This is a genomic window from Cupriavidus pinatubonensis (assembly GCF_019602855.1).
GTDB lineage: Bacteria > Pseudomonadota > Gammaproteobacteria > Burkholderiales > Burkholderiaceae > Cupriavidus > Cupriavidus pinatubonensis.
The window spans coordinates 1,245,826-1,265,511 of sequence record NZ_CP080766.1 but is presented as its reverse complement, the minus strand read 5'-3'; the positions used below and the strand labels follow the sequence as shown (position 1 = coordinate 1,265,511).

Sequence of the window (19,686 nt, the reverse complement as noted above, 5' to 3'; positions counted from 1 at the left end):
GCCTCACAACCCCTCATGCCTGGTGACCATAGCGAGCTGGAACCACCCCTTCCCATCCCGAACAGGTCCGTGAAACAGCTCCGCGCCGATGATAGTGCGGATACCCGTGTGAAAGTAGGTCATCGCCAGGCTCTTATACCCAAAACCCCTCGACAGCGTGTGCTGCGAGGGGTTTTGTCTTTTGTGGCTGCGCGCGGACATTCCAATAATCCCGCGACACCCACTTTCGCGGCCGGCACTCACGCTTTAACATCGCCTGATCGTTTTCAAGTGTCAGGATTGCATGTCCGTTGAGCGCCAGTGGTATCTCTATCTGCTCGAATGCACGGGCGGTTCAATCTACACCGGCATTACTACCGATGTGGCGCGACGCTTCGCGCAGCACCAAGCCGGAAAAGGTGCGAAGTACACCCGGTCGCGCAAGCCCTTGCGTGTGCTCGGCCAGGTCGCCTTTCCCTCGAAGTCCGAAGCGCTGAAAGCCGAATTGGCGACGAAGCGTATGAGTTCGGCGCAGAAGATCGCATTTTGCGCGAAACTTGAGCAGCCCGAAACATGAAATGAAAAAGGCGCACGCCGCAGCGTGCGCCTTTCCGTTTCGATGCCGGTCTATCAGACGACCGTCAAGGTCACTTCGATATTGCCGCGCGTCGCATTCGAGTACGGGCAAACCTGGTGTGCCTGCTCAACCAGCTTTTCCACTGCCTCGCGCTCAAAGCCCGGAACCGAGATCTTCAGTTCGGCCTGAATGCCAAAACCTTGCGGAATCGGACCAATGCCAACCGATCCTTCAATCGACGTATCCGCCGGCAGCACGATTTTCTGTTGGGCCGCGACATGCCGCATGGCGCCAATGAAGCAGGCCGAGTAGCCCGCGGCGAACAGTTGCTCGGGATTCAGGCCGTCACCTTTACCCCCCATCTCTTTCGGCAGCGCCAGCTTGGCGTCGAGTTGCCCGTCGGACGTCACAGCGCGGCCATCGCGGCCACCGGTGGCAGTGGCATGGGCGGTGTAGAGGACTTTTTCGAGTTTCATGAAAGCTCCAGAGGTAATGTAGCCCATCATCAGGGCATGTGAGCGACCGCTTCATCCTCATGCGGTAGCCCAGAAATCGTTCGCGCTTGTTCGAGCGTCGACCGCAATGCATGCAGGCGCTCCGTCAGTGCCTGTATCTCGTCGAGCGGGCACTGCGTCGCGCACAGCAATCTTTCCGGAATGCCGACCGCTGACTGCCGCAACTTGCGGCCGGCATCGGTCAGGGCGACCAGCACACGGCGTTCATCTCCGGCGTCGCGCCTGCGACTGACCAGTCCGGCGCCTTCGAGCCGCTTCAGCAATGGCGTCAGCGTCCCCGAATCCAGCGCCAGGCGGTTGCCCAGTTCGGATACCGTCAGTCCTTCGTGCTCCCACAGCACCAGCATGACCAGATATTGCGGATAAGTGAGTCCAAGCTCATCCAGCATCGGCTTGTAGACCTTGGTCATCGCCAGCGAAGTCGAGTACAGGGCAAAGCACAGCTGCCGGTCCAGCAACAGCAGGTTCTGCTTGGCTTGCGTGTTCGTGTCGTCCATGCACATATATTAGACACAATTAAATTGTGTGCAAGATAAATTTGAAGTCTTTTTTCGAAGTAGCGAATACGTAACTTCGCCCTTTAAGGCTGTCTTAAGTCTTGCTGTTTAGCATCTACCGTGTCGCGCCACGCCGCTATCGGCAACGGCGCAGGAACAGATCGGGGAAAGGAGATTCCATGATTCGCCAGACCATTGCACGTACCGCCATTGGCATTGCTGCACTCGCCGCCATTGGTGGAGGCTATGCCTACCTGCAGAAGGAAGTCATAACGCCGGGGTACGCCGCATCCGCGCCGGCGGTCTCGGCCGCACCCGCGCAAGCCGCTGCGGTGGCGACGCCGATGGATTTCTCCGGCATCGTCGACCAGTATGGCCCAGCCGTGGTCAATATCAGCGTGACCGCGCGTGCGCAGCGCACCGCTATGCAGGCACCGTCCGGCATGGACCCCGACGATCCGCTGTTCCAGTTCTTCAAGCGTTTTGGGCCCCAGTTCCAGGGGCCGCAGAGCGGTCAGCAACTGGTCAAGGGCCTGGGTTCCGGCTTTATCGTGAGCCCGGATGGTCTGATCCTGACCAACGCGCACGTCGTGGATGGCGCGCAGGAGGTCACTGTGAAGCTGACCGACCGGCGCGAGTTCAAGGCCAAGGTGCTGGGCACGGACCCGCAGACCGACGTGGCCGTGATCCGCATCGATGCCAAAGACCTGCCCACGGTCCGGCTCGGCGACCCGGCACGCGTGAAGGTTGGTGAGCCCGTACTGGCCATCGGCTCGCCTTACGGATTCGAGAACACGGTGACCGCCGGTATCGTCAGCGCCAAGTCGCGCTCACTGCCTGACGACACCTATGTGCCGTTCATCCAGACCGACGTGGCCGTGAACCCTGGCAATTCCGGAGGCCCCTTGTTCAACCAGCGCGGCGAGGTGATCGGCATCAATTCGCAGATCTACAGCCAGACCGGCGGCTACCAGGGGTTGTCGTTCGCAATTCCGATCAACGTCGCGACCAAGGTCGAACAGCAGCTCGTGGCGCACGGCAAGGTCACGCGCGGCCGTCTAGGCATCTCGGTGCAGGAAGTCAACCAAGCGCTCGCGCAGTCGTTCGGCCTGCCCAAGCCGTCGGGTGCGCTCGTGAATTCGGTCGAGGCTGACAGCCCCGCTGCCAAGGCGGGCGTAAAGCCTGGCGATGTCATCGTGCAACTCGACGACGACGTGATCGACCACTCCGGAGACTTGCCTGAGCACGTTGCCGATATCAAGCCGGGCACGCAGACCACGCTGAAGATCATCCGCAAGGGCCAGCCGATGACGCTCGCGGTGAAGGTGGGCGCCGCCAAGGAGGAATCGGTCGCGCAGAAGGGTAACGACAGTCAGGCCGGCGGACGGCTGGGCCTGGCCGTCCGCTCGCTGACGCCTTCGGAACGGCGCGAAAGCGGGATCGATGGCGGACTCGTGGTGGAGGATGTCGCCGGCCCGGCTGCGCGCGTGGGCATCCAGCCGGGCGACGTGATCCTGTCGCTCAACGGCACGCCGATTACGTCGGCCGACCAACTGCGCGCTCTGGTTGCCAAATCCGGCAAGCAGGTGGCACTCCTGGTGCAGCGCGATGAGGCGCGCATCTTCATTCCGCTCGACCTCGGCTGATCGCTGCAAGCGTTTACCGATAAGGCTTTGGGGGCGTTCGCGGGTCGTATGCAGGGGGGTAAACGGCGGCGTATACGAAGCGTATACGGGCCGTATACGAAGCCGGTATACGGCCCGCGAAGCCTTGCGGCAAGCGGGTTTCCGCGCAAGGAAGGGCTTACAGAAACCGCGCCAGCAGGTATGATCTCGACTGCGATGCATGAAGCATGCGGCGGCACGGCCCGCCGACCCTGGTTCTTGCTGAATCGATAGAACAAGGAAGTCTATGCAGTTGGATTTCACCCGAGCCATTACTCCGGGTCCTGAGAGAGCGCGGCGCGTTGCGCCCACCGCTCAGTCTGCGCCGAGCCCCCGGCGGCGCAAAAAGGAAGCGCCTCCGCACTGGGAGCGCGGCTACCGTTCGCACTTCTACCGCAACGAGCGCGGCGAGAAGCTGGGAGAAGTCCGCCTGTCCGACCGTGGCGACGTGCCGGTGGTGTACCACTGGGCCGCGGGCAACTACTCCGGCGCGGAAGGATCGCTGGTCCATGCGCGCGCGCGCGTGGAAGAGACGGTCGGCTTTGGCATGCGCCAGCTTTCGCTGTTTTGATGACGTTCTGACGCTGTTCTGATTTCCCGCCCGGTGCCCCGATCGATGGCACCCACACACGTAGCGCCTTAGTCCAGGCGGCGCTGCAGCAGCATGTACACCGCAGCGGTCAGCGCCAGCACCGCAATCAGACGGTAGATATCCTCGCAAGCAATCAGACGGGCCTGTTGTTCGACCAGCCCGGCAAGCTGCGCCATCGCGCCATGGCGAGCCTGCGCTTCATCAAAGCCACGAGCGGCCAACGCCGCCTGCACCGACTGCATCCAGAGCTGGGTTTCCGCGACCCGTTGCCCGAGCGCGTGCACGAGACTGTCATGCACGGCAAACTGCCGGTTCTGCAGCAGCACTGCCCCGATGGCCGAAGCAAACGAGCTGGCGATCTGGCGCATCAGGTTCTTGCTGCGGTAGCCATGCGCGAATTCCTCGCCGCTCAGTGAGCGGAACGTCAGCCCGGCGATCGGGATGATCACCATCACGCCAAACAGGCCCTTGCCGACCAGACCCCAAGCAAGCGCGGGCGGCCCTGAGTCCGGCGGCATGCGCGAAAACCACCAGGCCGTGGCGGCCATCATCATCAGGCCGGTCACCATCAGCGGCTTCTTGCGGGTCAGCCTCGAGCCGTAGCGCAGGTAGATGATGACCCCGACAAGGCTGACGATCGCGGCAAAGGTGTTGAGCCAGCCCGTGGTGGCCAGCGGAATCCGCAGTGCCTGCTCCGCGTAGATCGGAAACACGTAGGCGCTGAGGTTGTTGATCATGTAGTACACGAAGTACATGCCGATCCCGGCCAGGTAGATCGGATTGCGCAGCGCGCGCAGATGCAGCACCGGGGTCTCGTGGTGCCACTGGTGCCAGAGGAACACGGCAAGCAGACCGAGGCCTGCGGCCGCGATCAGCGCCAGCCGCAGCGGATGCGAAAAAATGTCGAAGCGCGCTTCGGTCAGTGCCGCCTGAAGCGTGACTACCGCAGCGCCGAACAGCAGCAGCGGCCCGAGCCCGGGGCTCGGTGCCGGGCGGCGCGGCTCCGCATCGGGCAGCAGCACCCACGCGCCAAGCGCGGCCAGCGCGGCGAAAGGAAGGGCACCGTAGAACACGTCCTGCCAGACGCCGTGGTCCACCAGTTCGGCTGCGAATGCAGGCCCCAGCGCGCTTGCCACGAAAATGCCGGTCATGAAGATGCGGCTTGCGCGCGGCCGGTCGGCGGGTCCGAACAGCACCGCGACCAGGATGCGGCAGCTCGTGAATAGCGCGCCGCCGCCAAAACCCTGCACGAAGCGGGCTCCGACCAGTTGGGCGAGCGAGTGGCTGGTCGCGGCGCCCAGCGTGCCCGCCATGAAGATCAGCAGCGCACCGGTCAGGTAATAGCGGTAGCCGAAGCGGCGTGACAGCCATTGCTGCTTCAGGATCATGAGCATGCTGCCCACGGCGTACGCGGCCTGCGCGAGCGCGAAGCTGCGGGGATCCGCGTCGAGACCGCCCATGATGTGGCTCGACGCGAACACGAACATGATGTTCTCGAGGAATTCCACGCCGGTGGCCAGGGCCAGCAGCATCATCAGCAGCGTCTGCCGCTGCCGGTGGCTGAGCCACCGCAGCCAGCGCACGCTCAGGCGCAGCTGCCAGAGCGGTTGCCAGCGAGAGCCGACGCTCATGGCTGTAACGCCAGCAGGCTCTGGTGCAGGCGGTTCAGCACGCGCGTGCTGGACGCCAGCGCGTTTTCCCCGACAGGCGCCCACACTTCGGCATAGGCCGCATGCACAAGCGGCAGCGCTCGCTCGAGCAGCCTCCGGCCAGCCGGCGTGAGCGTCAATTCCAGACTGCGGCGGTCCTGTTCAGAAGCCTGCCGGCGCACCAGGCTGCGAGCCTCCAAGCCGTCAACCAGGCGGGTCATCTGCGTACGCGTGGCGTCGATCGTGGCACTCAGTTCGGAAGGCATGCTCGGCTGTCCCTCATCGACGGCAAGCATGCTGAGGACGAGGTACTGATTCAGGTCGAGGTCGAACTGCGCGAGGCTCCGGTTGATGTGGTCACGCAGCAGGCGTGCGGTGCGCAGTAGCAGCCGGGATGCCAGGATCAGGTCGCGCGGGGCATCCGGATGCGCCGCGCAGTAGCGATCCATACGTTGTTCGAAGGACATGGCGAGGGAGGCATCCGCGCCGCAGGATAGTGGCACAGATGATTTCATCTGAGATAGTTTCAGACGAAATTATATCAGCCGGGACGAATTTCGCCAGCCCGGACGTTGGCGGCGTGCCTTATGCGAAGACTCGCCGACACGCGGCGCGCGCCTGCGCGCAGCCTTGCAAGTTCCTGCGGCCGCCGCGCCTCCGGCATGGCGCCATACCGCAGGCCGATGTAGGTGGCGATAAAGGCATGGATCGCCGCAGCGGCATGCGGCAACCGGGCTGCCGCGCGCGCTGCGAATGCCTGGGGGCCTTCGGCCGCGCCGCGCTCGCAGCCACGGCGTGCCAGCATGCGGCACACCTGCGCATAAGAAGCTTCCACCGGATCGACACGCCGGCGGCGCAGCCACAGCGGCAGCAGTGCCAGCAGACTCAGTGCGGCGAGCCCAAACGCGAGCAGTTGCGCCAGGCTGATGCCGGGCAGGTGCTTGCCGAACAGCCGTTCCTGCTGGCCGCGGTCGTATTGCAGGATCCACCGCTGCCACGTGTAGGTCAGCCCGTCATAGGCCCAGCGCACGTTGCGCAGCCAGCCTGCGTCCCGGCCCGGTGACCAGACGCCGGATTCCTGACTATCCAGTGCGGCGTCGAGCCCTTGTTCGACCCGGCTCGGCGCTACCGCACTGGTCGGGTCGACACGCATCCAGCCGCGTCCTTCCAGCCAGACCTCGGCCCATGCGTGGGCGTCGGACTGGCGCACGATGTAGTGGCGGCCGAGCGGGTTGTACTCGCCGCCCAGGTAGCCGGTTACCACGCGCGCGGGCACGCCCGCCGCGCGCATCAGGAAGACGAAGCTGCTTGCATAGTGTTCGCAGAAGCCGCGATGTGTCTCGAACAGGAAGCTGTCGACCTGCTGCGTGCCCAGTGGGGGCGGCCGCAGCGTGTAGCCGAACGGCGCCGAGGCAAACAGTCGCAGCGCGGCTTGCACGCGCAGTGCAGGGTCGGCATAGCTGGCCGCCCAGCCCGCAGCCAGCTCGCGTGCGCGCGGATTGCCAGGCGGAAGGCTCAGCGCGAGTGCCTGCGTGCGTGCCGACAGTGGTTCGGGCGATGGACCCAGCGTGGAGCGGGCCCGGTAGCGCATACGCTGGTCGACTGGCACCGACGCGAAATACTCGCCATCCGCGGTGACACGGGTATTCGCATCCGATGACATCGCCACGCCACGGTCCAGCGTGAACAGCCACTGTTGCTGGCTTGGTTCCAGCGTGACGGTGTAGTCAACGCCGCCGGCCCGCGGTGTACCAGCGGGCGGCGTGGGCGCGGCCGGCATCGTGAATTGCTGGCGTTGCCGCGCGGGCAGCCAGGCGGATCCGTCGAATTGCCACAGCACCAGCGCACGCCAGTAGAGCGCACCGGTCGGCAACGGATCGCCCTCGACCTCCGCGCGCAGCGCAACTTCCGGCGAGCGTACGAGCTGCCCGACGCTGCCCGGGCGCATCACGTCGCTGAGGCCCGTTCGCGACGTCGGCGTCGATTGCGGCAGGCGCCACAGCGGATGTTCCAGGCGTGGGAACAGGATGAACAGCGCCAGCGCCCACGGCAGGCCAATCAGCGCCATGCGCCCCAGCAGCGGCCAGATGGCCAGCCGGCCGCGCGCTTCGGGGTGGTGGAGCAGCAGCCAGTTGCGCAGAACCCATGCGCCGATCACCATGCTGTACAACGCCAGCCAGAACGGCTGGTCGGACAGGTACAGCGTCAGCAACAGGTAGAACGAGAGCTGCGTGACCAGTGTGGCATCGGCGAGGCTATGGCATTCGAGGAGTTTGAGCACGACAAAGGCGCCCAGCAACGCAACGGCCAGGTCGCGCATGGCGCCGCCGCCGTCTTGCCAGATCAGCGCCGCGGCGATTCCCAGCACCAGCAGGGCGGCCACGCCAACTACCCATCGCGATGGCAGCGGCGCACGCTTGCGCCAAAGCAGCCAGCGCCAGCACAACAGCGCGAGCAGCAGCAGGCTGACCGCCATCGGCAGCGTACGCGCCTGCGGCGCCAGTACCAGCGCGAGCTGTCCGAGCAGGACGCCGTGATCCTGGTGCGCAAGGGGTCGCGCCGCCGTGCTCATGTCGGGGCTCCTCGGCCGGGCGCACGCCACAGTGCCAGCGCTTCCAGGCAGGCGCGGCGGTGGCCGGCGCCGTGTCCGGGCCGGATTTCCACACCTGGCAGCCGCAGGCCGACTTCGGTGGTGTCACTGAGGGCCAGCAGCCATGCGCATAGCCGGGACAGGCGCGCTTCGGTCGGCATGCTGGCTGGCAGCGTATGCCAGTCCAGCCAGCGCGTCGGCCGTGCCGGCGGCTCGCCCGCCCGGCTCATCCAGCGGCCGGTGCGCGCGCTGTGCTTCCACGCAATGCGGTGCAGCGGGTCGCCGCTGCGGTACTTGCGAAGCTGGTCGATGCCTCCGTCGGTGGCCGGTCCACCGGCGGTGCCATCGTCGCCATTGTCCACGGCAGCCAGTGGTGGCAGTGGCGGCGCGGCGGTTTCCGGCGCAGGGAAAACCAGCACCGACAGGCCCAGGTCCGCATAGCCCCAGACCCGGAACAGGCCGAACGGAAACCGGCTCGACAGCGTGACGCGCGGCAGCCGCAGCCAGCCGCGCCGCGCGGCTGGTACATACAACGTCAGCGTGCCACTGCTTGCGGCATCGAGCGTGACGCTCGCGGTCTCGACCTCTGGCATGGCCGCGACGCGCGCCTCGATGCCGATGCGCGCCTGCTCGTCGGCATTGGACAGCCGCAGCGCAAATCCCGCATTCAGCCCGGCGAACGCTTCCTGCGCGGGAGCGCCCGGGTCCGCGGTCACCGACACATCCAGCAGGTTCCGATACGCGAGCCACATACACGCCATGCCGATGCCCGCCAGCAGAAACGTGAGCCCGAAGCCGAGGCTGATGTTGTAGTTCAGCGATGTCAGCAGCATGGCCAGCAGCAGCACGGCAAAGCCGACGCCGCTGCGGGTGGGGAGGATGTAGAGACGCCGGCGATCCAGCCGCACGTCGCTCTGCGCCTGGACTTGCGGAGCCCGGAACCAGCGCCGCCGGTATGGCGAGGCACCGGCCAGCGGCAGCGCGGCGTGGCGGGTTGCCGCGGACGGATCGCGCGGCATGGCGGTCAGGGAATCGGTACGCCAGCCAGCAGCGTGGACAGGCTATCGGCGCCGGCGCGTGTTCCGGAGGGCTCCAGGCGGTGCGCCGCCACGGCGGTAAAGACCGCCTGTACGTCTTCGGGCAGCACCAATTCGCGTTGATCGAGTAGTGCCCATGCCCGCGCACACGCCAGCAATGCGAGCCCCGCGCGCGGCGACAGTCCGGCGGCAAACGCGCTGCTGGTGCGTGTCGCATGCACCAATGCCAGCACGTAGTCCACCAGTGCCGGGCTGACGTAGACCTGTGCCGCGGCTTCCTGGAGCGCCAGGACCTGTGCGGCATCCATGACGGGTTCGTCCTGGGGTGGCGTGCCGCCGCCCAGATACAGCACTCGTTCGAACGCCGGATCGGGATAGCCCAGCGACAGCCGCATGGTGAAGCGGTCGAGCTGCGACTCGGGCAGAGCGTGGGTGCCGAGTTGCTCGAGCGGGTTCTGCGTCGCAATCACAAAGAATGGCGAGGGCAGCGCATGCGTGGCGCCGTCGTGCGTGACCTGGCCTTCGGCCATCGCTTCGAGCAGCGCGCTCTGGGTTTTGGGCGGGGCGCGGTTGATCTCGTCGGCCAGCACCACTTGCGCAAAAACGGGCCCGCGATGAAAGCGGAACTCGCTCGTGTCGCGGATGAAGACCGATACGCCGATCAGGTCGGCGGGCAGCAGGTCGCTCGTGAACTGCACGCGCTGGTATTGCAGGCCAAGCGTACGGGCCAGTGCATGCGCCAGCGTGGTCTTGCCGACACCGGGCAGGTCTTCCAGCAACAGGTGGCCGCGGGCCAGCATGCAGGCCAGGGCCAGCCGGATCTGGCGCGGCTTGCCCAGCACGATGCGGCCGAGCTGGTTCTGGGCTTCGGCGAGCGTAGCGACGATCCTCGGGCGAGCAGTCACATTGGCCTCGGCTGGGAGACGGGGAATCCGCGCATTGTAGCGGCGTGCGCCTTGCTCGGCACAGTCTGTTTCCGCACGAAGACAACCATGCGCGGGTCGGGCTTTTCCTGCCTCTTCGGGCCTTGACGCGCGAGCGGCGCCGGCTTCTGGCATCATCGTCGTATCGGCCACATGTTGGCCTGGATCTCCCTCTGCCGCAATGACTGCCCCGCTGGACGCATCCCCCTTCCCGTCTGCCACCTCCACCGAGCCTGATTCCGCCGCGCTGAAGCACCTCGCCGAGGCGTTCCACAAGGATGGCTTCATCGTGCTGCGCGGCTTCGCGCCGGAGCAGACCTGTGCTGCGCTGGAAGCGGTGACGCGCAGCCACCTGGCCACGGCCGTTCCACCGGTCGAGTTCGAGGCCGACCTCGGCTATCCCGGCGCACCCGCCACGCGCGATGCCGCCGGCGGCGGCACCGTCAGGCGATTGCGGCAGGCTTATGGACGCGATCAGGTCTTTCGCGACTGGGCGGCGAACCCGCGCCTGACAGCTATCGTGCAGGCGCTGTTGGGCGAAGCCCCGCGCATCACGCTGGCCCACCATAACTGCGTGATGACCAAGCATCCGCACTACGGCAGCCAGACCGGCTGGCATCGCGATACGCGCTACTGGTCGTTCGTCAGCCCGGAACTCGTGACGGTGTGGCTGGCGCTTGGCGACGAGGACGAGAGTAACGGCGTCCTGCGCGTCATTCCCGGCTCGCACAAGGCCGTGCTGGAACCGGGCCAGCTCGATCCGGCCGAGTTCCTGATCGAGGCCCACCCGGCAAGTCAGCCGTTGCTCGAGGGCGCGGCGTCGCTGGCGTTGCACCGTGGCGACGTGCTGTTCTTCGACAGCCGGCTGTTCCATGCCGCCGGCCGCAACAGCTCGAATGCAGTCAAGCTGTCGGTGGCGTTCGCCTACTTCGGCGCCAGCAATCGTCCCGTGGACGGCACGCGTTCGGCCGAATTCGGCAGCGTCGAGCTTTAAGCGTGCCCGGGGCGGGGCCTGTGGCGCTCAGGTGCGCAGGCCGACCAGCCCGGAGATCTTGTCGGCCGCTTCCAGCAGCGAAGGCAGAAAGCGCTCGCGCATTTCCGCGGCGCTGGTGCGGTTGGCCTGGCCGCTGATGTTGAGGGCGGCAATCGTATGGCCCGCGCGGTTGCGGATCGGCGCGGCCAGCGAAACCAACCCTTCTTCCAGTTCCTGGTCATTCAGCGCCCAGCCGCGCGTACGGATATCGGCGATGACGGTCTTCAGCGCATCGATATCGGTCACGGTGCGGCTGGTGCGCGCGCGCAGTTCGGTGTTGCGCAGCACGCGGTCCAGTTCATCGGGGGGCAGGCCGGCCAGCAGCACGCGCCCCATCGAGGAGCAATAGGCCGGCAAGCGGCTGCCGATCGACAGGTTGATGGTCATGATCTTGCGGGCGGGCACGCGCAGCACGTAGACGATCTCGGTGCCGTCGAGCACTGAGATCGAGCAGCTTTCGTGGACCTGTTGCGAGAGCGCCTCCATGATCGGCTCGGCCAGGTTCCAGAACGGCATCGAGGTCAGGTAGGCAAAGCCAAGATCGAGGATCTTCGGGGTCAGGCGGAACAGCCTGCCTTCGGCCTGCACATAGCCAAGGCCCACCAGCGTCAGCAGGATGCGGCGCGCGCCGGCGCGCGTGAGGCCGCTGGCCTGGGCGATTTCCGTCAGGGTCTGGGCCGGGTGCTCGGCGTTGAACGCGCGAATCACGGCCAGGCCGCGTGCAAAAGACTGCACATAGCTGTCGCTGGGCTTTTCGGGCGTGGCGGCGGAGGTGGCGGCGGTTTCCGCGGCTTGTGAGGGATCGGCGGGACTGGCCATCTGTCGGGCACCGGCGCGGGTCGCCGGATTGGCTCGCAAAGGCCGAAAGCGTAGAGGAAATACGCCGGTTTCGCCAGTGCGCAGCGACGCACGTGCTGGCGGCGCCGCCGTTCGGGGCGCCGCCGCCATGCTGTCTCCTGCACCGTTATCGGGTTACGCGGATCAACGGAAGCTCTTCTGCAGCAGCACGAAAATGGCCATGACCACGCACAGCGCGGCAAAGCCGTGCAGCATGTCCATGCCGGCCAGCAGGGTGGCCTGTCGGTCGATTTCCAGCGAGATCTTTGCCAGGTTCGACGCGGACAGTGCATCGGGCATCTGCAGCGACGGCGTGAAGCGCGTGACGTGCTCGACCAGGTGCGTGCGGTGCGCCGCCAGGCCGTCCTGCATGAAGACGCTCGCCAGACCGGTACCGGAGGCCGAGGCGATCTGCTTGCAGACGTTCTTGAACTGGTACGCGTGGGAGAAGTCCTCGACCGGCAGGTCCAGGTAGGTCATCGAAGCGACCTGCACCATCAGCAGGACCGGCGTCAGGCCTTCCAGCAGCACCACCGGCACGAGTGCGTAGTCGGGCGCTCCGGGCATCAACTGGTACGACAACAGCATGGCCGCGCCTGCATAGATGAGAAAGCCGACCGCGATCACGCGGCGCTTGCGGAAGACCAGCGCCATACCCAGCGTGATCAGCACCGCGCCGATGGCGGAAACCGTGCCGCTGGTCGTGAGCAGCATGCACGTGGTACGGAAGGTCAGCCCCAGGCCGCTCTGCGTGAGCGTGGGCAACAGGAATGCCCACGCCGACGACAGCAGGTAGTACAGCGTATAGAAGCCCAGCCCGTACAGGTACTGGCGGCCGGCCAGCCGCGAGAAGTCGATCCATGGGTCCGGGTGCCGGTACAGGCGCCAGCCGCTGAACGCAAACAGGCCCACGCCGAGCAACGCGGCCAGCGGCATCTGCGGCGAGCTGAAAAAACGCGTGTAGCGCATTTCCTGCAGCGTATGCAGGAAGACCAGCGCACCGAGTGCCGCGGCGATCGCAGCCGGCCAGTCCAGCGTTGAGACAGGCGGATGCGGATCGCGCGGCGCGCGCGTGGGATAGGTGGCGATCACCGACAGCAGCACCGGCAGCGAGATCCCGGCCTGGAACAGGAACACCGCGCGCCAGCCGATGTCGTCAAGGAAGATGCTGGTGAGCCATGGCGTGATGGCCAGCATGGCGAACGCACCGCCGCCAAAGCGCAGCATCAGCGGCGCGCGCTCGGCCGGCGTCGATACCAGCTGCACCAGGATCCGCGAGGCCGCGAACAATCCGCCGGCGCCCAACCCCTGTACAGCCTTGCCGCCGATCAGTCCGGCCGGGCTGGCGGCTTCGGCGCACAGCAGCGAGCCGACGATGAAGATCAGCAGCGACGCGATGGTGAAGCGCTTGTACGTTGTACGGCGCGCGATCTGGTCGAGCACCATGTTCATCAGCACCGCGGTGGCCGCGTAGGCCGAGACCGCATACAGGTAATCTTCGGGCGCGGCGCCCACGCCGCCCTGGATGTGCTGGCTGGCTACGCCCATCATCAGCGTGGAGGAGAAGTCGATGCCGGTCACGAGGCCCAGCGTCAGCCCGAACAGCGACAGCCGCCAGTGGCCCATCTCCGGATGGCTAGCGATCTGCATGCGAGGGCGGGCGGGGGCTGCGGTAGCCATGGTGGCCTGGCTTGGGGAAGTGGTGGCGCTGTGCGCGACCGGGACGCTGGAAACAGCGGGGACAGACGTTTGTTGCATCGCTACAGCATAATGTCGCCTGCTGTCTGGAACTACAGCTTGTCAGGGAAACATTGTCCGGTGAACGAAACAATCCAGTGGAATGATTGGGAGGCGTTCTGCTGCGTGGTCGAGCAGGGCACATTTACGGCAGCGGCGGAGCAGCTCGACTGCCCGAAATCGCGCGTGTCGGCTGCCGTGGCGCGGCTCGAAACCGCGATCGGCGCGAAGCTGCTGGAGCGCACCACGCGCCGCATGCGGCTCACCGATGCCGGCAGCGCCGTCTACCGCGATGTCGCGCCATTGTTCGCGCGCCTGCGCGAAATCCGCCAGGAAACGCTCGCGCGCGAGGAAGGCGTGCAGGGCGTGCTGCGCATCGCCACCCCCTACGAATTCGGCGCGCAGCAGCTTGGCGGCATCATCTGCCGCACGCTGGCCGCGCATCCGGCGCTCGATGTGTCGGTGGAAATCACGCAAGGCCTTGTCGATCCGATCCGCGACGGGTTTGACGTTGCTTTCGTGATCGTCGACGCCGACCTGCCCGACTCCGGTACAGTGGCACGCCGCATCTACCACGTGGAGCGCGGTCTCTTTGTCGCGCCGGCGCTGGCCGCCAGCCTGCCGCCGCTGGTGCGCCCCGAAGACCTCGTCAATATGCCCACGCTCACCACGCCGGGCGACACGGTATGGGAATTCCAGCGCGACGGGGAAAGCATCACGGTGCCGATCCGGCCGCGCATGCAGACCTACAACGCGGAACTGCGGTTGCAGGGCGCGCTCGCGGGACTGGGCATTGCCAAGCTGTCGGTGAACTATTGCGAGGCGGAAATTGCGCAGGGCCGGCTGGTGCGCGTGTTGCCCGACTATCCGTTGCCGCCGCTGCGCGCGTTCGCGTTGCTGCCGGACCGGCGGCTGCAGCCGCGCAAGGTGCGCGCGTTCATGGAGGCAATCGAGTCGATGCTGGAGCCCGAACTGGAACAGGACTCCGAGGAAGGAGCGAGCCCGGCTTTCTGACCGGGCTGCGATGCGGGGGCGTTCAGGGCTGCGGCAAAGGATCAGGCGCCGTCGGTGAAGGCGTCGCGGGATTCCTGCACGGTGCGGGCGCCATCGGTGTACGGGTCGCGCTTGCCGAGGTTGGCGCCGTCGGTGAACGGATCCACCTTGCCGAGCTTGGCGCCGTCGGTGTACGGGTCCACCTTGCCCAGCTTGGCACCGTCAAGGTAGGGGTCGACATTGCCGACGCGGCCGATGCTGCCGTCGAGGCGGGCCAGGTCCGAAACGGGCGAGGCAGCGTGTGCGCCGGAAGCGGCGGCCAGCGTCAGGCCGAGTGCGCAGAGCACGGAAGTGGCAAGGTTGCGGCGTTGTGCAAGGGTCTTCATGATCATGTCCTTCTTGTCAGGGTTTGTGGCGTCAACCACGATGCCTGTAATGTAGGACTTCGAAGACCCCGGAAAAAGCGTCAATCTCCGACACACTGTCCAATAAGCTGGACAATGTCGATGCGCTCTCCGTTTCGCCCCGCTTTGCTCAGTAGTGCATGCCGAACACGCCCACGCTCAGGCGGGCGATGATCATCAGCAGGATCTGGGCGATCACGAACAGCACGAGCGGCGAGATATCGAAGCCGCCCAGGCGCGGCACCACGCGCTGGATCGGGCGCAGCAGCGGCGCCGTGAGGTAGTTGATGGCCGGCGTGACGGGCGAGTGCGGATTCACCCACGACAGGATCGCCATCAGCAGCGTTACCCACATCACGAGACTGATGCCCCACTTGAGCACGTAGAGCACGCCGCCCAGCAGCACCATGGGCAGGAAATCGAGCAAGGCACCGCCGGTGAGCGCTGTCACCAGCAGCAGGAACGCCACCGCGGTCAGCCAGGCGCCGACCACCGTGGCCCAGTCGATGCCGCCGAAGCCAGGAATGACCCGGCGCAACGGCCGTACAAGCCAATCGGTAACCTGGAATACACCTTGGGACACCGGATTGCGCGTGGGCAGGCGCGTGATCTGCATCCACACGCGCAGCAACAGGGCCATGCCGAACAGGGTAAAGACTGTATCGAGCAGGAATAGGGCGATTTCCGTAAACATCGGTCAGGGTTCCGTGGCGGTGGGAAAGGTGTCTGCAACCGCACAGATTCTGCCATAGCCGGATGCCATGACGGCGCCGCTTCGCATTCCGCGATGCGGCAGGTCTGCCCCTATAATTGCGACGGTCCGAATCCGGACGCCCGCCAAGCCTTGCGCGATCGCGCTTTTACCGTCTGCCTTCCCTGCCTATGCCAAGCAAGTCCGCCTCCGCGAAACAGTCGCCGCTCAGCAAGCCGGACTTCGAGGCACTTTCAGATTTCCGCTACCAGTTGCGCCGCTTCCTGCGTTTTTCCGAAGACGCCGCGCGCAACGAAGGCGTGACCGTGCAGCAGTATTTGCTGATGCTCCATATCCGGGGCTGCCCGGGCAAGGAATGGGCATCGATCGGCGAACTGGCCGAGCGGCTGCAGGCCCAGCAGCACGGCGTGGTGGCGCTGGTGAACCGCTGCGAGGCTGCTGGCCTGGTCAAGCGCAAGCTCAACCCTGATGACCGCCGCGTGGTCCAGGTGCACCTGCTTGCAAAGGGCGAGCGCTGCCTGAACCGGCTGGCCATGCTGCACCGGACGGAACTGGAGTCGCTGCGCGGTACTTTCCGCGTGGCGCGCATCACGGCGTTCAACGACGACGAAGCCGAACGCGGCTGAGGCCGCCACGCCACGGCTGGGGCCGGGCCGTTACAGGCGGTTACCAATCACAATTTGTAGTGACACCCGCCGCGCTCCGCCGGCTCTAGACTCGCGCGCATTCCCAACTCGCAAAATCCGCAGGAGCCGTTTCCATGTCCATCCCCTTTCGTTCCGTTGTGCTTGCGGTGCTCGGTGCCGGCGCGCTCGCCGGTTGCGTGACTGCGCCTTATGGCGGATACGCGGGCGGTTATTCGGGTGGGTACTCCGGAGCCTATGGTTCCGGTGCGGTAACGCAGACGGGGTATCCGCAGTCGTCTTATCCGCAGGCGGCCTATCCCCAGCAGGGATATCCGCAGGCAAGCTACCCGCAACAAGGCTACCCGCAGCAAGGCTATCCCCAGCAGGGCGGCTACCAGCAGGGGTATCCCGCCGACAGCGGCTACGGCAGCACCGGCGCCGATCAGTATGGTGTCCGCTATGGATGGGTCGAGTCCATCGAAGTCGTGTCGGGGCAAGCGGCTTCGACCAGTGGTGCCGGTGCCGTGGTCGGCGGCATCGTTGGCGGCCTGCTCGGCCACCAGGTCGGTGGCGGACGCGGCAACACCGTGGCGACCATCGGTGGCGCGGTGGCTGGCGCGCTGGCCGGCAACGAAGTGGAGAAGCGCGGCAGCGCGGTGCCGCCCGCCTATCGCGTGCGCGTTCGGACCAATGACAATGCCTATCTGACCGTGACGCAGGCCAATCCGTACCAACTGCGGAATGGCGACCGGGTGCGGGTGGAGAATGGCGTAGCCGTGCCGTATTGAGGCCGAGACAGGCGCTCGTCAATGCGGCGGGCGCCGTATCTGGCGAGTGGCCCCGCCAGACACACCTTGCCCGCAGACTGTCCCGCTATCGTCCCGTTCCGCCTGTCTCGTCGCTGAACAGCGCCGCATAGTCTTCACGCAGCTTCCGCTTGAGCAGCTTGCCTGCCGTATTGCGCGGCAGGTCGGCCACGAACACCACGCGCTTGGGCACCTTGAACGGTGCCAGCGCATCGCGTGCATGCGCGACCAGTGTTTCTTCGGTGGCTGCAGTATCGCGCTTGAGCACCACGCAAGCGGTCACGGCTTCCACCCACTTCGGGTGCGACAGCGCGAACACCGCCACCTCGGCCACAGCGGGATGGGTGTACAGGCACTCCTCGACTTCGCGGCTCGACACCAGCACGCCGCCCGAGTTGATCACGTCCTTGATGCGGTCCACCACATACAGGTAGCCCGCGACATCCATGTAGCCGAGGTCGCCGGAATGGAACCAGCCACCGGCGAATGCCTCGGCGGTCTGTTCCGGCTTGTCCCAGTATTCGGTCAACAACTGAGGCGAGCGGTGCACGATTTCACCAAGCGTGCCGGGCGCGACGTCGTTCATCTTCTCGTCGACGATGCGGGTTTCCACATTGAGCACGGGCCGTCCCGCAGAGGCCGGGCGCTCCGCATGCTCGTCGGGACCGAGCACCGTGGCGAGCGGGCCGATCTCGCTCTGGCCGTAGCAGTTGTAGAAGCGCAGCGCCGGCAGCTTCGCCTGCAGTTCGAGCAGCACCGGCACCGGCATGATCGAGGCGCCGTAGTACGCCTTGGTCAGCGTGCCGAGCCGCGCGGAATCGAAATCGGCATGCCGCAGCAGCGCGATCCACACCGTGGGCGGCGCAAAGAAGCTCGTGATCTCTTCGTCGTGGATGGTGCGCAGGCAGAAGCCGGCCTCGGGGCTGTCGGCGATGAGCGTGGTGCCACCGCTCAGCAGCAGCGGCATCAGGAATACGTGCATCTGCGCCGAGTGGTAGAGCGGCAGCGCTGCGAGCGAATAATCCGATGCACGCACGTCGCATGCCGCGATGGTGCTCACGTACTCGGCCAGCAGCGCGCGATGCGTAAGCACGGCGCCCTTCGGTGCGGAAGTGGTGCCGGACGTGTACAGGATCTGCGCCGGCGTGTCGTCGGCCAGTTCCGCGAGCACCGGTGCCGCGGGCCCTTGCGCGGCTGCCATCAGGATGTCGTGATCACCGCCACCATGCAGCGTGCCGCTCACCCGGCAGGGTAGCCCTTGCACGCGTTCGGCCAGTGCAGGATCGGCAAAGATCGCGCTGGCACCGGATTGCGTGACGATGTACTCGGCTTCGCTTCGCGTCATCGAGAAGTTCACCGGTACGTGGATCAGGCCGGATCGCAAGCACGCGAGCCACAGCAGCACGTAGGCATCGGAGTTTTTGCCGAAGGCCGCGACGCCGTCGCCGGGCCGCAGGCCCCACTGCGCGAGCGCACCCGCCACGCATGCCGCGGCTTCGTCCAGTTGCCGGAAGGTCCAGCTACGGGCGCCGAAGCGGATGGCAGTCTTGTCGGGATCGCGCCGGACGGCGCGGCCGACGGCGTCAGGGATGGTATTGCGCAGGGCGCGCTGCTGCTCTGACTGCATGGTGGTCTCCGTTATCGTGGTTTGGATCCAGCAAGTCTTGAAGCTCGACAGCGCAGCATACGGCGTGCCGCACGCCGGTGGCAAGGCGGGCCCCTCCGGCGAGGGGCGCGGGATTACAGCGTCTGCGCGAGGAAGGTCAGTGCGCGGCCGTGCGCCAGCGCTGCGCTGTGCTGGTGGTAACTCGCGCGGGCCCAGCAGTTGAATCCGTGGTCGGCGCCGTCGTAGACGAACACCTCGGTGCCACGCTTGCCGGCGACAGCGGCACGCACGTTGGCGACCGCATCGGGCGTGATATGTGCGTCGAGCGCGCCGTAGTGGAACTGCACCGGCACGTTCAGCGCGCTCGCTTCCTGCAGGTTGTTCTGGATGCCGCCGCCGTAGTAGGGCACCGCGGCGTTGACGAGGCCGCGCGCCGCGCTCAGGTAGGCGAGCAGGCCGCCAAAGCAATAGCCAACCGCCGCAACCTTGCTGCCTGCACCGGTGTGCGTGCGCAACGTGCGCACGGTCGCGGCGATATCGCGCACGGCGGCTTCCACGTCGACCGACTTGCGCAGCGCTATGGCGCGCTCCATGTCGGGGCCGGCATAGCCCAGCTCGATGCGCGGCGCATCGCGCCAGAACACATCGGGCGCGAGCACGGTGTAGCCGTCGGCCGCGTACTGGTCGGCTACCGCGCGGATATGTTCGTTGACGCCGAAGATTTCCTGCAGCAGCACGATGGCGGGGCTATCGGGCTGCACGCCTGCAGGCGGCAGGCTCAGGTAGGCGTCAAAGCTGCCGGCGTCGCTGTCGACACGGATCCATTTGCTGTTGGGAGTGGCTGGCATGGCGGGTTCCTGGTGACGGATGAAGGATGGGCAAACCGCAAGTGTGCCACCGCCGGCCAGA

The 19,686-nt window shown here is 66.1% G+C and carries 20 protein-coding genes and 1 rRNA gene; 8 read left to right on the top strand and 13 right to left on the bottom strand.

The window, feature by feature from the left end:
• Positions 1–18 precede the first annotated feature (18 nt).
• Both rrf and K2O51_RS05815 read left to right on the top strand, forming a co-directional pair.
• Positions 19–131: ribosomal RNA gene (rrf, locus tag K2O51_RS05820) — 5S ribosomal RNA — on the top strand.
• Between the two features lie 152 nt (positions 132–283).
• Positions 284–556, top strand: coding sequence for a GIY-YIG nuclease family protein (locus tag K2O51_RS05815; protein WP_011301666.1), 273 nt, complete (start codon positions 284–286; stop codon positions 554–556).
• Between the two features lie 53 nt (positions 557–609).
• Here K2O51_RS05815 and K2O51_RS05810 read toward each other — a convergent pair whose 3' ends face one another.
• Positions 610–1,032, bottom strand: a complete 423-nt coding sequence (locus tag K2O51_RS05810) for an organic hydroperoxide resistance protein (RefSeq protein ID WP_011301667.1) — start codon at positions 1,030–1,032, stop codon at positions 610–612.
• A gap of 29 nt (positions 1,033–1,061) precedes the next feature.
• Positions 1,062–1,574, bottom strand: a complete 513-nt coding sequence (locus tag K2O51_RS05805; protein WP_140950115.1) for a MarR family winged helix-turn-helix transcriptional regulator — start codon at positions 1,572–1,574, stop codon at positions 1,062–1,064.
• Between the two features lie 173 nt (positions 1,575–1,747).
• Here K2O51_RS05805 and K2O51_RS05800 point away from each other — a divergent pair, with 173 nt between their 5' ends.
• The gene (locus K2O51_RS05800; protein ID WP_011301669.1) at positions 1,748–3,214 is read left to right on the top strand and encodes a DegQ family serine endoprotease; all 1,467 of its coding nucleotides are present in this window, start codon (positions 1,748–1,750) and stop codon (positions 3,212–3,214) included.
• Between the two features lie 265 nt (positions 3,215–3,479).
• Positions 3,480–3,803, top strand: a complete 324-nt coding sequence (locus tag K2O51_RS05795; RefSeq protein WP_011301670.1) for a hypothetical protein — start codon at positions 3,480–3,482, stop codon at positions 3,801–3,803.
• A 68-nt stretch (positions 3,804–3,871) separates the two neighbouring features.
• Here the strand turns inward: K2O51_RS05795 and K2O51_RS05790 are convergent, their stop codons facing one another.
• From K2O51_RS05790 to K2O51_RS05770, 5 genes are all read right to left on the bottom strand, one after another.
• Positions 3,872–5,455, bottom strand: coding sequence for an MFS transporter (locus K2O51_RS05790; protein WP_220630609.1), 1,584 nt, complete (start codon positions 5,453–5,455; stop codon positions 3,872–3,874).
• Entirely contained in the window at positions 5,452–5,940 is a 489-nt protein-coding gene (locus K2O51_RS05785) for a MarR family winged helix-turn-helix transcriptional regulator (RefSeq protein WP_041680340.1), read from the bottom strand. The genes K2O51_RS05790 and K2O51_RS05785 overlap by 4 nt, the downstream gene beginning before the upstream one ends.
• A 74-nt stretch (positions 5,941–6,014) precedes the next feature.
• Positions 6,015–8,045 (bottom strand): transglutaminase TgpA family protein, encoded by a 2,031-nt coding sequence (locus tag K2O51_RS05780; protein WP_011301673.1) that lies wholly within the window; start codon positions 8,043–8,045, stop codon positions 6,015–6,017.
• Entirely contained in the window at positions 8,042–9,082 is a 1,041-nt protein-coding gene (locus K2O51_RS05775) for a DUF58 domain-containing protein (RefSeq protein WP_011301674.1), read from the bottom strand. The genes K2O51_RS05780 and K2O51_RS05775 overlap by 4 nt, the downstream gene beginning before the upstream one ends.
• 5 nt (positions 9,083–9,087) lie before the next feature.
• Complete coding sequence (locus K2O51_RS05770) at positions 9,088–10,005, bottom strand: AAA family ATPase (protein ID WP_220630608.1); 918 nt, start codon at positions 10,003–10,005, stop codon at positions 9,088–9,090.
• 199 nt (positions 10,006–10,204) lie between these two features.
• Between K2O51_RS05770 and K2O51_RS05765 the strand changes: the two genes are divergently transcribed.
• Entirely contained in the window at positions 10,205–11,017 is an 813-nt protein-coding gene (locus K2O51_RS05765; RefSeq protein WP_011301676.1) for a phytanoyl-CoA dioxygenase family protein, read from the top strand.
• 27 nt (positions 11,018–11,044) lie between these two features.
• Here the strand turns inward: K2O51_RS05765 and K2O51_RS05760 are convergent, their stop codons facing one another.
• On the bottom strand, positions 11,045–11,875 hold the full coding sequence (locus K2O51_RS05760; RefSeq protein WP_041680341.1) for an IclR family transcriptional regulator: 831 nt from the start codon (positions 11,873–11,875) through the stop codon (positions 11,045–11,047).
• A gap of 162 nt (positions 11,876–12,037) precedes the next feature.
• A complete protein-coding gene (locus K2O51_RS05755) occupies positions 12,038–13,651 on the bottom strand; it encodes an MFS transporter (RefSeq protein WP_049796521.1) in 1,614 nt (537 codons plus the stop codon).
• A gap of 60 nt (positions 13,652–13,711) precedes the next feature.
• On the opposite strand from K2O51_RS05755, the gene K2O51_RS05750 reads away from it, so the two are divergent.
• Positions 13,712–14,644 (top strand): LysR family transcriptional regulator, encoded by a 933-nt coding sequence (locus K2O51_RS05750; protein WP_220630607.1) that lies wholly within the window; start codon positions 13,712–13,714, stop codon positions 14,642–14,644.
• A 41-nt stretch (positions 14,645–14,685) separates the two neighbouring features.
• Here the strand turns inward: K2O51_RS05750 and K2O51_RS05745 are convergent, their stop codons facing one another.
• Together K2O51_RS05745 and K2O51_RS05740 are read right to left on the bottom strand one after the other, a co-directional pair.
• Positions 14,686–15,015 carry a hypothetical protein gene (locus tag K2O51_RS05745; protein WP_011301680.1) on the bottom strand — a complete coding sequence of 110 codons (330 nt, stop codon included), beginning with the start codon at positions 15,013–15,015 and terminating at the stop codon, positions 14,686–14,688.
• Between the two features lie 142 nt (positions 15,016–15,157).
• A complete protein-coding gene (locus K2O51_RS05740; protein ID WP_011301681.1) occupies positions 15,158–15,721 on the bottom strand; it encodes a YggT family protein in 564 nt (187 codons plus the stop codon).
• Positions 15,722–15,909: 188 nt separating this feature from the next.
• On the opposite strand from K2O51_RS05740, the gene K2O51_RS05735 reads away from it, so the two are divergent.
• The gene (locus tag K2O51_RS05735; RefSeq protein WP_211956490.1) at positions 15,910–16,365 is read left to right on the top strand and encodes a MarR family winged helix-turn-helix transcriptional regulator; all 456 of its coding nucleotides are present in this window, start codon (positions 15,910–15,912) and stop codon (positions 16,363–16,365) included.
• Positions 16,366–16,499: 134 nt separating this feature from the next.
• Complete coding sequence (locus tag K2O51_RS05730; protein ID WP_220630606.1) at positions 16,500–17,153, top strand: glycine zipper 2TM domain-containing protein; 654 nt, start codon at positions 16,500–16,502, stop codon at positions 17,151–17,153.
• Positions 17,154–17,238: 85 nt separating this feature from the next.
• Here K2O51_RS05730 and K2O51_RS05725 read toward each other — a convergent pair whose 3' ends face one another.
• Together K2O51_RS05725 and K2O51_RS05720 are read right to left on the bottom strand one after the other, a co-directional pair.
• Positions 17,239–18,798: an acyl-CoA synthetase gene (locus K2O51_RS05725; RefSeq protein ID WP_220630605.1), complete on the bottom strand. Its 1,560-nt coding sequence runs from the start codon at positions 18,796–18,798 to the stop codon at positions 17,239–17,241.
• 113 nt (positions 18,799–18,911) lie between these two features.
• Positions 18,912–19,625: a dienelactone hydrolase family protein gene (locus tag K2O51_RS05720; protein ID WP_220630604.1), complete on the bottom strand. Its 714-nt coding sequence runs from the start codon at positions 19,623–19,625 to the stop codon at positions 18,912–18,914.
• Between the last annotated feature and the right edge of the window lie 61 nt (positions 19,626–19,686).

Excerpts from the sequence above, each read along its gene's own strand:
- K2O51_RS05815 (WP_011301666.1), top strand. The coding sequence starts at position 284 with ATGTCCGTTGAGCGCCAGTGGTATCTCTATCTGCTCGAATGCACGGGC.
- K2O51_RS05810 (WP_011301667.1), bottom strand. The coding sequence starts at position 1,032 with ATGAAACTCGAAAAAGTCCTCTACACCGCCCATGCCACTGCCACCGGT.
- K2O51_RS05805 (WP_140950115.1), bottom strand. The coding sequence starts at position 1,574 with ATGTGCATGGACGACACGAACACGCAAGCCAAGCAGAACCTGCTGTTG.
- K2O51_RS05800 (WP_011301669.1), top strand. The coding sequence starts at position 1,748 with ATGATTCGCCAGACCATTGCACGTACCGCCATTGGCATTGCTGCACTC.
- K2O51_RS05795 (WP_011301670.1), top strand. The coding sequence starts at position 3,480 with ATGCAGTTGGATTTCACCCGAGCCATTACTCCGGGTCCTGAGAGAGCG.
- K2O51_RS05790 (WP_220630609.1), bottom strand. The coding sequence starts at position 5,455 with ATGAGCGTCGGCTCTCGCTGGCAACCGCTCTGGCAGCTGCGCCTGAGC.
- K2O51_RS05785 (WP_041680340.1), bottom strand. The coding sequence starts at position 5,940 with ATGTCCTTCGAACAACGTATGGATCGCTACTGCGCGGCGCATCCGGAT.
- K2O51_RS05780 (WP_011301673.1), bottom strand. The coding sequence starts at position 8,045 with ATGAGCACGGCGGCGCGACCCCTTGCGCACCAGGATCACGGCGTCCTG.
- K2O51_RS05775 (WP_011301674.1), bottom strand. The coding sequence starts at position 9,082 with ATGCCGCGCGATCCGTCCGCGGCAACCCGCCACGCCGCGCTGCCGCTG.
- K2O51_RS05765 (WP_011301676.1), top strand. The coding sequence starts at position 10,205 with ATGACTGCCCCGCTGGACGCATCCCCCTTCCCGTCTGCCACCTCCACC.
- K2O51_RS05760 (WP_041680341.1), bottom strand. The coding sequence starts at position 11,875 with ATGGCCAGTCCCGCCGATCCCTCACAAGCCGCGGAAACCGCCGCCACC.
- K2O51_RS05755 (WP_049796521.1), bottom strand. The coding sequence starts at position 13,651 with ATGCAACAAACGTCTGTCCCCGCTGTTTCCAGCGTCCCGGTCGCGCAC.
- K2O51_RS05745 (WP_011301680.1), bottom strand. The coding sequence starts at position 15,015 with ATGATCATGAAGACCCTTGCACAACGCCGCAACCTTGCCACTTCCGTG.
- K2O51_RS05740 (WP_011301681.1), bottom strand. The coding sequence starts at position 15,721 with ATGTTTACGGAAATCGCCCTATTCCTGCTCGATACAGTCTTTACCCTG.
- K2O51_RS05735 (WP_211956490.1), top strand. The coding sequence starts at position 15,910 with ATGCCAAGCAAGTCCGCCTCCGCGAAACAGTCGCCGCTCAGCAAGCCG.
- K2O51_RS05730 (WP_220630606.1), top strand. The coding sequence starts at position 16,500 with ATGTCCATCCCCTTTCGTTCCGTTGTGCTTGCGGTGCTCGGTGCCGGC.
- K2O51_RS05725 (WP_220630605.1), bottom strand. The coding sequence starts at position 18,798 with ATGCAGTCAGAGCAGCAGCGCGCCCTGCGCAATACCATCCCTGACGCC.
- K2O51_RS05720 (WP_220630604.1), bottom strand. The coding sequence starts at position 19,625 with ATGCCAGCCACTCCCAACAGCAAATGGATCCGTGTCGACAGCGACGCC.